Origin of the sequence: Colwellia sp. MT41, from assembly GCF_001444365.1 — a bacterium.
Lineage (GTDB): Bacteria > Pseudomonadota > Gammaproteobacteria > Enterobacterales > Alteromonadaceae > Colwellia > Colwellia marinimaniae.
In genome coordinates this window covers 1,352,712-1,367,708 of the sequence record NZ_CP013145.1, presented here as the reverse complement: position 1 = coordinate 1,367,708, position 14,997 = coordinate 1,352,712, and the positions used below count along the sequence as shown (strand labels likewise).

At 40.8% G+C, this 14,997-nt stretch carries 14 protein-coding genes; all 14 read right to left on the bottom strand.

What is annotated here, in order from left to right:
- Window positions 1–25: 25 nt before the first annotated feature.
- Complete coding sequence (flhF, locus tag CMT41_RS05780; RefSeq protein ID WP_058026614.1) at window positions 26–1,612, bottom strand: flagellar biosynthesis protein FlhF; 1,587 nt, start codon at window positions 1,610–1,612, stop codon at window positions 26–28.
- Window positions 1,613–1,671: 59 nt separating this feature from the next.
- Entirely contained in the window at window positions 1,672–3,774 is a 2,103-nt protein-coding gene (flhA, locus tag CMT41_RS05775) for a flagellar biosynthesis protein FlhA (protein ID WP_058026613.1), read from the bottom strand.
- A 94-nt stretch (window positions 3,775–3,868) separates the two neighbouring features.
- Window positions 3,869–4,999 (bottom strand): flagellar biosynthesis protein FlhB, encoded by a 1,131-nt coding sequence (gene flhB / locus CMT41_RS05770; protein WP_057180219.1) that lies wholly within the window; start codon window positions 4,997–4,999, stop codon window positions 3,869–3,871.
- Window positions 5,000–5,782 carry a flagellar biosynthetic protein FliR gene (gene fliR / locus CMT41_RS05765; RefSeq protein WP_057180218.1) on the bottom strand — a complete coding sequence of 261 codons (783 nt, stop codon included), beginning with the start codon at window positions 5,780–5,782 and terminating at the stop codon, window positions 5,000–5,002.
- A 61-nt stretch (window positions 5,783–5,843) separates the two neighbouring features.
- Window positions 5,844–6,113 (bottom strand): flagellar biosynthesis protein FliQ, encoded by a 270-nt coding sequence (gene fliQ, locus CMT41_RS05760; protein WP_057180217.1) that lies wholly within the window; start codon window positions 6,111–6,113, stop codon window positions 5,844–5,846.
- Window positions 6,114–6,180: 67 nt separating this feature from the next.
- Complete coding sequence (fliP, locus tag CMT41_RS05755) at window positions 6,181–6,939, bottom strand: flagellar type III secretion system pore protein FliP (protein WP_057180216.1); 759 nt, start codon at window positions 6,937–6,939, stop codon at window positions 6,181–6,183.
- A 128-nt stretch (window positions 6,940–7,067) separates the two neighbouring features.
- A complete protein-coding gene (gene fliO, locus CMT41_RS05750; protein ID WP_232300025.1) occupies window positions 7,068–7,661 on the bottom strand; it encodes a flagellar biosynthetic protein FliO in 594 nt (197 codons plus the stop codon).
- A gap of 8 nt (window positions 7,662–7,669) precedes the next feature.
- Window positions 7,670–8,068: a flagellar motor switch protein FliN gene (gene fliN, locus CMT41_RS05745; RefSeq protein ID WP_057180214.1), complete on the bottom strand. Its 399-nt coding sequence runs from the start codon at window positions 8,066–8,068 to the stop codon at window positions 7,670–7,672.
- 50 nt (window positions 8,069–8,118) lie between these two features.
- The gene (gene fliM / locus CMT41_RS05740) at window positions 8,119–9,183 is read right to left on the bottom strand and encodes a flagellar motor switch protein FliM (protein WP_057180213.1); all 1,065 of its coding nucleotides are present in this window, start codon (window positions 9,181–9,183) and stop codon (window positions 8,119–8,121) included.
- Between the two features lie 124 nt (window positions 9,184–9,307).
- Window positions 9,308–9,859, bottom strand: a complete 552-nt coding sequence (gene fliL / locus CMT41_RS05735) for a flagellar basal body-associated protein FliL (RefSeq protein ID WP_057180212.1) — start codon at window positions 9,857–9,859, stop codon at window positions 9,308–9,310.
- Window positions 9,860–9,997: 138 nt separating this feature from the next.
- Entirely contained in the window at window positions 9,998–12,097 is a 2,100-nt protein-coding gene (locus CMT41_RS05730; protein ID WP_058026611.1) for a flagellar hook-length control protein FliK, read from the bottom strand.
- Window positions 12,098–12,288: 191 nt separating this feature from the next.
- Complete coding sequence (gene fliJ, locus CMT41_RS05725) at window positions 12,289–12,726, bottom strand: flagellar export protein FliJ (RefSeq protein ID WP_232300024.1); 438 nt, start codon at window positions 12,724–12,726, stop codon at window positions 12,289–12,291.
- 51 nt (window positions 12,727–12,777) lie between these two features.
- Window positions 12,778–14,139 (bottom strand): flagellar protein export ATPase FliI, encoded by a 1,362-nt coding sequence (gene fliI / locus CMT41_RS05720; protein WP_057180209.1) that lies wholly within the window; start codon window positions 14,137–14,139, stop codon window positions 12,778–12,780.
- A gap of 60 nt (window positions 14,140–14,199) precedes the next feature.
- Window positions 14,200–14,991 (bottom strand): flagellar assembly protein FliH, encoded by a 792-nt coding sequence (gene fliH / locus CMT41_RS05715; protein WP_058026610.1) that lies wholly within the window; start codon window positions 14,989–14,991, stop codon window positions 14,200–14,202.
- Window positions 14,992–14,997 lie beyond the last annotated feature (6 nt).

Genomic DNA, 14,997 nt, shown 5'->3' with positions numbered 1-14,997 from the left:
ATCTATTTAGCTACTAGCTAGAACCTTATACTATTGCGGCGGGAGCAACTGGCATTGGCCGCATTACACTTACATTGTTATTTACTGACTTACTTGCCATCTTATCTGCCAGATTAACGAGTTTCTCAGCATTTGCAACTTTAATATCTTCTGGAACTCTTTGCCCATCAGTAAGATACCCTATTGGTAAGCCATTTTGAATCGAAGTTGTAATTATTTCACCAATACTGATACTTTCATCGAGTTTAGTATAAATACAACCCGATAATGGTATCTTTTTAAAGCGATCTACGTTTTCTTGCATTACGCCTTGTTGCGTATTAGCCGCTAAAACTAAATAATTTCTAATTCTAACCCTAGCGTTCGCCACTAAGGCGGTTAATTGTTCTGCTAAACGAATGTCACGTTGTCCCATGCCAGCAGTATCAATTAAAATTAATTTCTTCTTAGAGTATTGCTGTAACAGAGTATCTAACGCTTGGCTATCTTTAGCAAGGCTCACCTGACAGCCAATAATCTTGCCATAAGTTGCTAATTGCTCAAAACCAGCAATACGGAAAGTATCGGTGGAAATAAGAGCAACTTGATCGCTGCCATGTACTTGCGAGAAACCTGCGGCAAGTTTTGCTATGGTGGTAGTTTTACCTACCCCGGTTGGGCCAACCAGCGCAACAACACCGCCACGAGTGATAATATCATTTTGTGTGGTATTAATTTGCTTAGCAATAAGTTGAGTTGCTTGCGCCCATGCTTCCTCTGCAGTCGACTGTTCAGGTACATAGCCGGCAATTTGATCGGCGATTTGTTCATTCAGCCCTAAAGCAAGTAAACGATTGACCAGTACTGCGCGTTGTGGATCCTTTTGCGCCATATCTTGCCACATTAAACCTGAAACTTGATGTTCTAGTAACGAACGAATTGAGGCCATCTCTTGCTGCATCTTGACAAAATCTTGTGAAGACACCTGGACATCATCATTGACATCAACCGCTAAGGGACTTGGGCTTGATATATTATTCGATACGATAGCCGTTATCTGGTCATCATCTTGAACATCTTCCGCGTTAGCGCCTTGCTCTGCTATCGCTGGCGGCAAGCTATCAGTATTGGGTTGATTGAGACGGTCAGTAAAACTCTTTAGTTGCTGCTTTATAGTCGTTTTATCAAGGCTGTTGGACTCTTGCTGCTGAGCTGTTTGATGACTTGACTGGTACTGAGTCGGATGTTGCACTTGACGATTAAGTAATGCCGATAAGCTATCAGCGGGTACATCTTCCGCGCTATTATCACTTACCACTGAGGATGAAGAGGTAGATGTAGAGGAAGATGAAGATGAAGTATTATTGTGCCGCTGTGTTTGTTGACCAAGGCTAACCACATCATTACTTACTTCTCTTGGGCTCAATGAGTTCTGCTGTGCTTCAGTTTCTACAGCCCTTTTTTCAGGAAATTTTGCTGGAGGCACGGCTTGGTTATAATCAACAGCAGCCATTAATTCCACACCTTCTGGAATTTTTTTATTAGACATAATTACTGCATCAACGCCAAGTTCTTCTTTGATCTGTGTTAATGCAGTACGCATATCTTTGGCAACAAAACGTCTAATCTTCATAGCTAACCTCTACCTTTGCTCTTAGTTAAAACGTTGCTCGGCATACGTTTAACTTATTGTTATTGCCCAATAGCACTAACAATTTTAATTTGTTTGTCATCAGGGATTTCTTGATAAGAAATCACGCGTAAACTTGGTATGGTATATTTAACAAACTTAGCCAAAACCTGACGCAAAATTCCCGACGTTAATAAAATTGGCGTATCTCCAGCCATTTCTTGCTGGTTTGCACCTTCAGTTAATGATTTTTGTAAGCGCTCCGCTAAACCAGGTTCAATTCCGGCACCATCATCTCCTGCCATTTGCATAGACTGATGCAACATCTGTTCCAATTCTGGAGCCAAAGTTATGACGGGTACTTCTTTTGCGGCACCAACCAGGTCTTGGATAATAAATTTTCTTAAACTTATTCTTACCGCTGCGGTGAGAACTTCAGCATCTTGGCTCTTCGGTCCATATTCAACCAGGGTTTGCACTATAGAGCGCATATCACGTACCGCAACACCTTCGTTCATTAGGCTTTGTAGTACTTTAACAACCGTACCTAAAGTCAGGGTATCAGGAATAAAGCCTTCCACTAATTTAGGGTAGCTTTTAGCAAGTAAGTCCAATAAGTTTTGCACTTCTTCATGCCCTAACAACTGAGCAGCATTATTGGTTAATATCTGACTCAAATGCGTTGCTAATACGGTGGCCGAATCAACGACGGTGTAACCTAACGTTTGTGCTTGTTCACGTTGATTTTGATTAATCCAAATAGCCTCAAGTCCAAAAGCTGGGTCTTTTGTGGCGACGCCATCAAGCTTACCAAAAACTTGTCCAGGATTAATGGCGAGCTCCTGATCATGACGAATTTCGGCACTGCCAACAACAACACCCATAAGTGATATTTGATAACTGTTTGGGTCTAAATCTAAATTATCTCGAATATGTACAGCAGGAACTAAAAAGCCAAATTCTTGCGATAACTTTTTTCGTACGCCTTTAATACGGCTCAGTAGTTCACCACCTTGCGCTTTATCCACTAGGGGGATCAAACGGTAACCAATTTCTAGACCAATAATATCAACCTGATTGACATCATCCCAATCCAATTCTTTCACCTCTTCTTCTTGTTGTTGATGCTGCACTTGTTCTTCTTCAACTATTTTTTCTTGTGCAATTTTTTTGTTTTCTTTTTTTCTCGCGCCATAAAAAGCAGTGGCAGCAATAATGGCCGAAAATAATAAAAAGACAAAATGTGGCATGCCGGGGATAACCCCCATAACAAACATCACCCCTGCGGTAATATAAAGCGATTTTTCTTGGCCTAATTGGCTGCTAACTTGTTCGCCCATATCTTGGGAGGTATTTTGACGGGTTACAACAATAGCGGTACCAACAGATAATAATAAACCTGGTATTTGCGCAGCAAGGCCATCACCAATAGTCAGTACGGTATAAATTTCAACTGCCTCGCCGAAGGCTAGATCATGTTGCACCATACCAATGATTAAGCCACCAATAATATTAATGAACAAGATAAGAATGCCGGCAATGGCATCACCTTTGACAAATTTACTGGCACCATCCATTGAGCCATAAAAATCGGCTTCATTGGTTACTTCTATACGGCGTTCTTTTGCTTCTTCCTGAGTAATAAAACCCGCATTTAAGTCGGCATCAATGGCCATTTGTTTACCTGGCATGGCATCTAAGGTAAAACGCGCGGTCACTTCGGCAATGCGACCCGCACCTTTTGTGATAACAACAAAGTTGATAATAATTAAGATTAAAAATACCACTAAGCCGACCGCATAATTGCCACCAATAACGACGGAACCAAAGGCTTCAATAACTTTACCCGCGGCATCTGGGCCTTCATGACCTTCTAATAGCACTATCCGGGTACTGGCGACATTCAATGCTAAACGTAAAATAGTTGCCACGAGTAAAACGGCCGGGAAAGAGCCAAAATCAAGGGGTTTTAAGGTGTAAACAGTAATGAGTAAAACAACCAGAGAGAGTGCTATATTAAAAGAAAACAGGATATCTAATAACCAAGCGGGCATAGGTAACATAACCATGCCTAGGGCTGCCATGACCAGAATGGGGGTACCCAGCCCAGTCAGATGACGTAACTTCGATTTATCAAATTTATTAAAATAAGCGACTAATTGCATTACTACTTCATGATGTTTTTTTGACAGTTATCATGAGGTAGCAATTCTTATACCAAAAGAGCTTATTGGCTCTATTTACTTGTCTCTGTTGACGCTAATATTTAAATTCATCGGGGATAGGCAGATCTTTAGCAACAGGAATAGGTTTTTTAGCCTTACCTTTTTTATGCTCATTGAGCTGGAAGATAAAGGCCAACACTTGGGCAACAGCGGCAAACAGCTCTTCAGGGATATCTTCACCAACTTCGGCAGTATAATAAATTGAGCGTGCTAAGGCCGCTGATTGAATAATCTCAACTTGATGCTCTTTAGCAATGGTGCGGATATGTATGGCCATTTCATCAACACCTTTAGCGACCAACACTGGGGCTCCACCTACCGCGGCATCATATTTAAGCGCAATAGAAAAATGGGTAGGATTAGTGATGACAACATCCGAGTCGGGCACATCAGCCATCATACGTCGTTGTGACATTTCATATTGCGTCCGACGAATACGGCCTTTCATTTCAGGACTACCTTCTGAACTTTTATGTTCATCTTTAATTTCTTGCTTAGTCATTTTTAGTTGGCGGTTATGATTCCAAACTTGATACGGCGCATCAATAGCCACAATAATGCCTATCGATAAGGCCAACACTAAGAACATCCACAGCAGCATAGTCGTTGCATGTTCAAAGTTAGCCGGAATAGTTTCTCGACTTAACCCTAAAATTTGTTCAAACAAACCATTTAGTAATAAATAAGCAACAAAAAAAACCACACAGAACTTTAAAATTGATTTAAACAACTCGACCGCTGCTTGTACCCCGAACATTCTTTTAAAGCCAGCCATAGGGGAGAGCCGACTTGCTTTAGGCATCATCGCCTCCCACGAAAAACTCATACCACCAAGTAAAGTATTACCCACAAATGCCGCGATCATAATGATAACGAATATCCACATTAAGGGTGATACTAGCTGAAAGATACCATCATTTATCACTTTAAAAAGCGCATTGATATCCATGGCCTCTTCTCTCGTTAAGCTAAACATATGAGTCATCATATTAGCCATTGAGGTGGCTAAAGATTTCCCCATAAGTAACATGGCGCAAGCACTGCCAACCAAAACAAAAAAAGTGCCTAAATCTTTAGAGCGGGCAATTTGACCCTTTTTACGGGCATCGGTGAGTTTTTTTGCCGTGGGTTCTTCGCTTTTTTCACCACTATCAGAGTCAGCCATCTATGTGGCCTGACAATCAATAAGGTAGCAGCTAAAATCTAGTGCACGTTGCCACTGCAGTTCAAAGTGAGTGAGAAAATTACCAAAGGTTAGCCACATAATAAGTAAACCTGCCAGCATGGTGATGGGAAAGCCAATAGCAAAAATATTCAATTGCGGTGCGGCTCTGGTCATAATACCAAAGGAAAAATTTATCAATAACATCGCCGTTACTGGTGCTAAAGCAAGAGATAGCGCAGTAGCAAACATCCAACTGCCCCATTCAACGATTTCTCTATATTTGATGCTGGATAAATGCTCGGTCGGAATAGGTAAGGTGTCAAAGCTGGCGACAATAAAATGTAAATAAGCCAGATGTCCATCCATCACCCAAAATAGCAGTGAAGATAATATTAAAAAGAATTGGCCAACAGCTGGTACATTCATGCCGCTAGCGGGATCAACTAATGAAGCAAAACCAAGACCTGATTGCATGGCAATAATTTGCCCTGCCAAGGTAAAAGTGTTGACGACCATAATGGTGACAAAGCCAAGCATAATACCGATAATCATCTGTTGCCCCAGTAAGATAGCCGTATTGATAGACAGTAAATCAATATCTTTAACGGGTGGGATGGCCGGCATGATAGCAACGGTTATGGCTAAGGATAAAAAAAGTTTTACCCGCATTGGAATGGTTCTAGCACTAAAGCCTATCATGGTCATAACCAAGGCAGAGATCCGACTAAAGGGCAAAATAAGATCTGCCATAAATTGGTTAATAACGGACTCGGTAAATTCCATTACCGGCTACCGATATCGAGTATATTATCGGTAATAGTTAGCACTAACAACACGTTAACCATTAGATAATGACACTGGGTATGCTAGCAATGAGCCTAATGGTATAGTCCATAATTTTTTGTAATAGCCAATGGCCGCCAAATATCAAAGAAAGTAAAGTGACAATTAATCTTGGTAAGAAGCTTAAGGTTTGCTCATTAATTGAAGTGGCTGCTTGAAAAACAGCCACAATTAAACCCACCGCAAGACTGGGTAAGATGATAGCACTTACTAGTACGATAACGAGTAATAAAGCATCACCTAGTATATCCACATAGATTTCAGGTCCCATAAGCTACTCTCTTGTATACCCAATTTTTCTTAAATGCTAGTGAAGCAAAGACAAGTTAGCAGTCTCGCTAACTACCCATACCATAGCTGGTTGCTATGGTACCAATAACAAGGTTCCAGCCATCAACCAAAACAAATAACATCAGCTTAAAAGGTAAAGAGACAATCATGGGCGAAAGCATCATCATGCCCATGGCCATCAATATACTGGCGACAACCAAATCGATGATCAAAAAAGGTATAAATAATATAAAACCAATTTGAAAAGCGGTTTTTAATTCACTGATAATAAAAGCAGGGATAATGACGGTCATAGGTAAATCGGTTGGCTTATCTACCGCTTCAATACCAGCCATGCCGGCTAAGGTATCAAGATCCTTAATACGGGTTTGCTGCAACATAAAAGCACGCAGCGGTATCTTGCCCAGATTGATGGCTTCACTGGACGTTAACTGATCTGCTAAATAGGGTTGAATGGCCGTTTTATCTATTTGATTATATACTGGCGTCATTATGAACAGTGTCATAAAAAGCGTCAGTCCAATAATCACTTGATTCGATGGTGTTTGCTGAAGACCAATAGCTTGTCGTAAAATGGACATAATCACCACAATTCGAGTAAATGAGGTCATCATTATGATAGCAGCAGGGATAAAACTTAGCGCAGTCATAAAAATCAATATTTGTAGATTTACTGAATACTCTTGCGAGCCATCAGGGTTTGTAGTGAGCGTTAAGGCCGACAACGATAGATCACCGGCAAGAGCGTCAAAACTCATACTGAGTAAGGATAAAGCTATGATGATGAATAACGAAATTCTTTTCATGGTTCCCTGAACGTCCTAAATTTATAAGCCTAAGTTAACGGCAAACTTTAAAATAATATGATGTTGATTTTATCTAATAACAAGTGGTCAATTAAGGCACTTGTTATAACTTTTAAAAACAATAGCCACTACGACTTTTTAGCTAACAAAAAAGATAATATATTTTTAGGTAAATCTGCCGTATTAATACTTTGCTGAGCTAATGGCTCTGATAACTTGTCCAACAAGCTGATTTTTTGAGCGGTAACGCCTAGCAGTAATTGTTGCTCACCCACTTGCACTACTATCAACCGCTCTTTATTCCCTAACGACAAGCTGGTGATGAGTTTAAGTTGACTAATGCCTTGTTGGGAAAAATTAAAGCGCTTAAGTACAAATGCACAGCTAATAATTAACGCTAAAACCATCAACAAAGATAAGATCATTCTGCCTGAATCCATGTTAGCCATAACATGCTTACCTACCTCAGGGCTATTATTTACCGTTTTGTCGTCTAAAAAAATGGGTCGAGTTACCCCTTCAGGGCCAGTGTCATTATCCGCTAAAAACTTTTGAGCAATAGCCTGCGCTACCGCGATTTTTTCATTGGGGATATTTTCAGTGGTATTACTTTCGGCTAAAGCCAGTAAAGAGAGGAAATAACAACTAATAGCTAAGAATATACGTATTGTTTTTATTATCATAGAGCAGATATCTTTATTCATACCAAGGGAAACGCTCATAATTTGAGCTACTTTAATTTTTTGATACGTTCAACTTGGCTAATCACGTCGGTTAAGCGAATACCAAACTTATCATTCACCACAACAACTTCACCGTGGGCTATTAAGGTGCCATTCACCATAACATCAAGTGACTCACCCGCTACCCGGTCTAATTCAACCACTGAGCCTTGGTTCAATTGCAATAAATTTCGAATGCTAATATGACTTCGGCCTACTTCCATAGAAATTGTCACCGGTATATCTAAAATAGTATCAAGCTTCCGCTTTTCTTCACCGGTAATAGGCGATTCTTCCTCGGTTAGCTCTTCAAGCTCTACCGTTTTTGCACCGGCGGTTTTGGCTTCAGCTTGTTCATCTAGCGCCTCATCCCACATACTTAGGTCTTCATCTTTGTCGTTACTCATACCACTGGCCTCAATTTATAAATTTTGTTCATATAGGTCGACTTATTCGTTTATAAGTCTTCGTCAAGCAGGTGCAGTTCAGCATCACTATCAAGGCGTTTACCACCTTTGGTTAAAATGGTTAATTCAGATTTAACTGACTCAGGTCGTTTGATTTTCGATACAATTTTCAAGGCGACATTATCTCGACTTCGTCCTAACTTAGCTCTAAAAGTCGGTAGATCTTCAATGAGTACGATAATGTGCTCAGGCATTTCAATGGGTATAATATCCCCAACTCGTAATTCCATAATTTGACGTAAAGGTATATCAACCTCAATAAACCTAGTATTAATAGCTACTGGCACATCCATAATTTCATCACGCAATGCCTTTGACCAACGCATATCGGTGTCTTCTTTATCACTTTGCACACCCGCATCAAGTAACTCACGTATAGGCTCGAGCATTGAGTAAGGCAAAGCGATGTGGAAATCGCCACCACCGCCATCTAACTCAATATGGAAGGAGCTGATAACCACCACCTCTGTTGGGCTGACAATATTTGCCATAGACGGGTTAACTTCAGAGTCTAAATACTCAAAGGAAATATCCATTACCGGTGACCAAGCTTCTTTATAATCTTCAAAAATAAGCTTTAACAGCATTTGAATAATACGGCGCTCTGTCGGGGTAAATTCACGACCTTCAATTTTTGCATGATAGCGGCCATCGCCACCAAAAAAATTATCGACTAGAATAAAAACTAAGCGCGCTTCCATGGTAATTAATGCCGTACCTTTTAACGGACGAAAACGCACCATGTTCAGACTTGTCGGCACAAACAAGGTATGTATGTACTCACCAAACTTAATCATCTGAATGCCATTAATAGACACCTCAGCCGTACGGCGCATCATATTAAATAAGCTGATACGCATATGGCGAGCAAAACGTTCGTTGACCATTTCCAATGTTGGCATTCGGCCACGAACAATACGATCCTGTGAAGAGAAGTCATAATCAGTGGGGCCGTCATGGTCTTGCACGACATCCTCAACTATTTCCTCATCTTCAACATCATCAACACCATGTAATAAGGCATCAATCTCGTCTTGGGATAATAAATCACTCACTCGATAGTCTCTTTCATTGTTATCAATATAAGTATCAATATCAGTAGCAATTTCACTTACTACTGAATGATTACTTTAACGCTATTAATTTGTACTGCTAACTTGTGCTGCTATGCTCAGCTAGCTATTGCATGACAAAACCAGTAAATAGTACTTTTTCTACGGTTTTATCACCTTCGACATCTGTCATGATTTTTTGAACAGCCGCTAATGACTGCTGCTTTAAAGCGATTTTTCCGGCACTTGTTGCCAAATCATCAGCGTTGGCTTGAGAGAAAACACTCAGTAAAGTACTTTCAATTAACGGAATATGCATTTTGGCATTCTCTTCATTATCACCACCGCGAACAAGTAATTGCACACGTATTTCGACAAAACGGTCGCGTGCTGCGCCAGGAACATTAAAACGAAAGGCTCTAGGCATTGGCACATATAAAGCGGTACCCAAATGAGCGCTTGAGCTAGCTTCAACTACTTTAGCTTCACTGCCCTCACTATCTAATGCGGCGGTAATGTCTGCTTGACTTGCATCACTACCACTCATAAAGAAGTAACCCGCTGCTGCGCCCACAAGTAAAACCACGACAGCAATAATGATGATGATCATTTTTTTATTTTTACCTGAGTTATCTAGCTCTAACTCACCTTCTTTACCATTTTCTTTTTCGTCTGCCATGAGAATCCTTTAAATTTACCGCCATTAATAGTCAAAATAATAGTGACTAATGAATGACATAGTATTTATTGATAGACTATATCCTTGAATAGTCTTCGAGCCAATGTGTTTTCACCAACTTAACTTCATTTTAGTCAATTAAGCGTAGTAATCTACGCCCGTTGTCGAAGAATCGAACAACTTAGCGGATAAAGCTAGCGTATGCTCGTCTTCGTCTACCTTAGTTAACAATGCTGCTGGGTCATTACCTTGCTTTAAATTATTCTTATCATTATTTTCCTGCTGACTTTGTTGCTCAACAGTAGCGTCGCCGACATCGACACCCTGCTCCGCCAACATATCTCTTAATTTCTGCATATTCTGCTCTAATGCTTCTTTTGCTTGCTGGTTTTGCACGACAAAATTAACCGTAGCTTGCTCACCTTGTAAATTAACGCGTACCTGCATATTACCAAACTCAGGTGGGTCCAAGATGATATCAAATTGCTGTAACTTCTGGCTGATCATAATCATGACTTTATCTTTTACCGCATCGGCAAAATCTTTTCTATAAATAGCGATGCTTTCTTGCTGCAGTTGCACCTTGTTTTTCTGGATTTGTGCGATATCACTGGCAACATTATGACTTAGCACTTCAACTGCTTGATGCTCAATATAGGCATCAGTGCTTTGTTTGGCTTGTGTTGCTTGCATGGTTAACGCTTGTGACTCAGAGAAAGAACGTGTGGCAAGATTGTCACTAACCTTACTGGTTGTTTTCATGCCTTGCTCGACCGGTTGCTCTTGTGACAACAGCAGAGCTTCAGCATACTCAGTATCATCAATAGCTTGTTGCTCACTACTGACAAGTTGTATTGCTTGTTGCTGCTGAGCCTGTTGCAACCCTTGAACTTGAGCATTGCTCAAGTTCACTTGTTTAGCTTGAACAGCTACGGGCTGTTCTTTAGCGGTAATTTCATGCGGTATTATCGCCGGTGTAGTTCGTTCTGCTATTGCTTTATCGGCACTAATATTACTTAATATTGAGTGAACCGAGCTAGTCTCTAACTCGGCTTTTTCAGCGAATTGTTGCTCATTCTTACTGGCTTTATTTGGCACAGCCTCGAGTGTATGGTTCGCTACTTTAGTAACAGAAGGTACCTGTTTTTCAGTTGCATCCGATGGGGAAACTGGCAATTCAGCACTATTTTTACCTGGGGGTTTGGCTGATAAAGTGACATTTTTTTCACTTAGGGGCGCTTTAGTTTTAGCTAATGACTCTTTTGCTAATGGGTCTTTTGCTAATGGGTCTTTAGCAAGAAGCTGTACCTCTGCGGCGGTTAGCTTATCATTACCAATAGGCTCAACGGGCAATTGGTATAAACCCGAGTCTACTTGCTCGGTAATTTGGCTTTTATTGGTTGCTGAAATACTGGCCGCTAAATCGCTTACTTTATTATTATTCAGTTGAGCTGCAGTTAACTGGGCATTCGTTAACTGCTCGCTAGTTATACTTTGATTGTTGCTGATGCTTTGCAGTGATTGTTGGTAATTTTTTAGTAGTTGCTCGCCTGGTTGCTGCGCAAAATCAACATTTTTTAGCTGGCTTTGAGCGAGTAATTCCTCTTTTGAAAACGCCTTGAGCTTATGTTCAAAGCTAAGTTCAACAGTATTTCGTGCATTTAATTTACCCTTTTCATCAGCGTCTGTTGCGCTGGTATCCTGTTTAGCCTCGGCAATACCGACTTTACTCTTGTTGGCTTGAATAATTTGTTGGCTATTAACGGGCTCACTCTTTGTTGATTTTTCGGCCGTATTAGTTAACGTTTGATCGCTATTATAAAGCAGTGCAATAAACTGCTCAGACTCAGCTAAGGCGTCATTATTAGCTGAGTTTGCTGTAGTTTTATCATCCGCTGTCACCAAAATATTATTTGCGGACGAGTGTTCGCTATTATCTTGATTGGCACTATCAGCGAGAACTTCCGCTGAATAGTCACTTTCTTGGCGACTTTTGACTTCATCTGTGTCATTTTTGCCGTTGGCGGCAACATCATTACCAAGCGTTGCCGAAGCTGATGCAATTTCTCCTTGAGACTCTTTATCACTGGTGACGTTACTTTCATCGCTGACATGTTGGGCAACCAAACGAGAAAATTCGGCCTCATCAGCTCGTTCACCGGAAGGTACCGAATTACTTTTGGTTTTTAAATCAGTATCTTGTGATAAAAAAACAGGTGAAACGTTTGCTGATTGCATAGTTATTCCAATCGTTGAAATTAGCTAAAATAATAAAAACCACACTGTCTATTACTGACTATTGCCACGGTAACTTTCATCTGTGCGCGATATAAACTCTGTACTAGCGCTTTGCTAGCTGGTCTCTATACTATGTAAAGCAATAATCATTCCAGTTATTAAATTTATAACGGATGTTATAGCCAAAATAACTAACGTAAAGCGCGTCGAACAAATTGTTGAGTGGCTATTTCATCAAACATTTTTTGTTCAGCTCTTTGTGCTGCTACCGCCATTTTTTGCAAACGTTTATCACGTAATAGCTCAACGGCTTTCACCTTTTGCCTTTGTTTAAGCCAAATACTTTTACTTTGCTCAACCAGTGCTTTGGCTTGTCGCATAGCAATTTCCACCTGCTTGGCCGCGGTATCAAGTTTGGCGATAAAAGCATGGTAATGTCTATAAGTGGCACTGTCTAAGCCCTGCTCTGCTCGTTGACTTAATCGTTTCATGTATTCTAAGCGGTAGTCTGCCACACCTTGTAAACGGGTAATATTTTGTTGATACTCATTTTCAGCTAATTTCAATTGATCGGCACAACGTTGCTCGTTGTCTTTTTCAAACTTTAATATGGTATCAAGTTGCTTCATTGCCATCTGCTGTACTCTTTTAAGTCAATACTTTTGTATCTATACCAACAACTAGCTCTTTGCTTGCTGTTTATTTTGCGCATGTGCCGCAGCAATAATTTCTTTCATCTGAGCAATACTTTGCTCATAAGGAATAATTTCAGTAATCTTTTGCTGTAAAAAAAAGTTGATCACTGGTAGCACGTTTATCGCCTGATCAATGCGTGGGTCATTGCCCTTGGTGTAAGCACCTATGGCAATAAGGTCTTTATTTTGCTGATAAAGGGAATACATTTGCTTTAATTGCTTGGCCAAATCTTGATGTTCGTCATCAGTGACCATAGGCATAACCCGTGATATAGAGCCTTCAATATTCACCGCGGGGTAATGTCCTGCATCGGCTAACTCTCGAGACAAGACCACATGGCCATCTAAAATAGCGCGCGCCGCATCCGCAATAGGGTCTTGTAAGTCATCACCTTCGGTTAATACCGTATAAAATGCCGTTATAGAGCCTTGCCCTTCACCGCCATTGCCGGCACGTTCAACTAATTGCGGTAATTTAGAAAAAACTGACGGCGGATAGCCTTTAGTTGCGGGTGGTTCACCTACTGCTAAGGCAATTTCACGCTGTGCCTGCGCGTAACGTGTTAATGAATCAAGCAGTAACAATACATCTAAACCTTGATCGCGAAAATACTCGCTTATTTGAACTGCCGTTTCACAACCTTTAAGGCGCATTAAAGGGGAATTATCTGCCGGAGCGGCAACAACAACGGCGCGCTTAAGCCCTTCTTCACCTAAAATTTCTTCAATAAATTCTTTTACTTCTCGGCCACGCTCCCCCACTAAACCAACCACAACAACATCGGCCGATGTCCCCCGTGTCATCATGCCCATAAGGACACTTTTACCAACACCTGAGCCAGCAAACAACCCCATGCGTTGGCCTTTACCAATGGTGATAAAGCTATTGATAGAGCGTACACCAACATCAAGTACCTCGGTGATGGCTCGTCGCGATAATGGATTCATGGGTTTACTATCATGATGATAATCATCATCTGATTTTATCGGCCCTTTACCATCAATGGGTTTGCCGACACCGTTGATTACCCGGCCGAGTAGGTCCATGGATAAAGGTACTTTAAATTTACTGGAAATAGGTAACACTCGTGCGCCAGGCATAACACCACGAAGGCTTTCTTCTGGCATTAAGTAGGTAATGTCTTGAGCAAAACCAACAACCTCAGCAAGTAAATCACCGTGTGCTGTTTCAACAAGACATTGACTACCAACATGTGCTTTCACGCCTACGGCTTCTAGGGTTAAACCGACAACACGCACTAACCTACCGGCAACGGGCGCTTTAAAGTCATGAATAAATTTTTGACTGTTTTTAAAGCGCTCGGTTAGACGTAAGCTATCAACCATAGTGTTTATTTACCTTAAGATAAAAAGTTAAAACGAAAAACAATCAAGCGCGACAAAAAATTAAGAGCTTTGATGTAAAGCATCTTGAAAGAAAGGTTCCAGCACTTGCTTTAGCCTTGCTTTCATTTGCAGGTCGATATTTGAGGTGCTGTTTTCTATTTGGCAGCTACCTTGAGGCAGTTGGGGTGCTGGCAGTAAACGCCAACCTTGCTCGGCAATATGCTCAGCGCCAAATTGAGCTTCGACTAGGCTAATATCGTTTGGGTTTAAACATATTTGTGTTTGAGCATCACTACTAGGTAAACTTTTGATGCCAGTAGTTATTGCCGTCATTAAAATGTCAGGGTTAGTTTTAGCTTCATGTAAAACCACAGCTTCTGTTAGCTGTAAAACCAAATTAAGAAGCTGTTCTTCGACATTTTTTTCCACACTTGCTAGTGGTAGGTGTAATTGTTCAATTAATTTTTGCCAACGATCACTTTGTTGTTCAATTTGCTCCTTGCCTTGGGTTAAACCTTGCTCAGTACCTTCGGCAATACCTTGTTTTGTTCCCTCTGCTAACCCTTTAGCTTTACCTTCTTCAAAACCTTTAGTGAAGCCTTCTTCCTTACCTTGATTAAAGCCTTCTTCACTGGCGGCTATACGAATATCGTCAATTTCTTGCGCTGTCAGTGGTTGTGGCTCAACTTCTTCAGACTCTGGTGGTTCATAAACCCAGTGACTTTTTTGACCAAAAGCATTGGTTATATTTTTATCTTCTGAGCTAGCTTGCCCTTGGATATTTGGCAAAGGCCAAGCGTCCATGGCGCTCTCTTGTGACGCTTTTATAATACGAACTGGTGATTTTGACATTTAGTG

Bases quoted from the DNA above. Each gene is read 5' to 3' on its own strand.
- fliL (WP_057180212.1), bottom strand. From the start codon at position 9,859: ATGGCAGACGAAAAAGAAAATGGTAAAGAAGGTGAGTTAGAGCTAGAT.
- fliQ (WP_057180217.1), bottom strand. From the start codon at position 6,113: ATGGGACCTGAAATCTATGTGGATATACTAGGTGATGCTTTATTACTC.
- fliR (WP_057180218.1), bottom strand. From the start codon at position 5,782: ATGGAATTTACCGAGTCCGTTATTAACCAATTTATGGCAGATCTTATT.
- fliO (WP_232300025.1), bottom strand. From the start codon at position 7,661: ATGAGCGTTTCCCTTGGTATGAATAAAGATATCTGCTCTATGATAATA.
- flhA (WP_058026613.1), bottom strand. From the start codon at position 3,774: ATGCAATTAGTCGCTTATTTTAATAAATTTGATAAATCGAAGTTACGT.
- fliI (WP_057180209.1), bottom strand. From the start codon at position 14,139: ATGGTTGATAGCTTACGTCTAACCGAGCGCTTTAAAAACAGTCAAAAA.
- fliP (WP_057180216.1), bottom strand. From the start codon at position 6,939: ATGAAAAGAATTTCGTTATTCATCATCATAGCTTTATCCTTACTCAGT.
- flhB (WP_057180219.1), bottom strand. From the start codon at position 4,999: ATGGCTGACTCTGATAGTGGTGAAAAAAGCGAAGAACCCACGGCAAAA.
- fliJ (WP_232300024.1), bottom strand. From the start codon at position 12,726: ATGAAGCAACTTGATACCATATTAAAGTTTGAAAAAGACAACGAGCAA.
- flhF (WP_058026614.1), bottom strand. From the start codon at position 1,612: ATGAAGATTAGACGTTTTGTTGCCAAAGATATGCGTACTGCATTAACA.
- fliH (WP_058026610.1), bottom strand. From the start codon at position 14,991: ATGTCAAAATCACCAGTTCGTATTATAAAAGCGTCACAAGAGAGCGCC.
- CMT41_RS05730 (WP_058026611.1), bottom strand. From the start codon at position 12,097: ATGCAATCAGCAAACGTTTCACCTGTTTTTTTATCACAAGATACTGAT.
- fliN (WP_057180214.1), bottom strand. From the start codon at position 8,068: ATGAGTAACGACAAAGATGAAGACCTAAGTATGTGGGATGAGGCGCTA.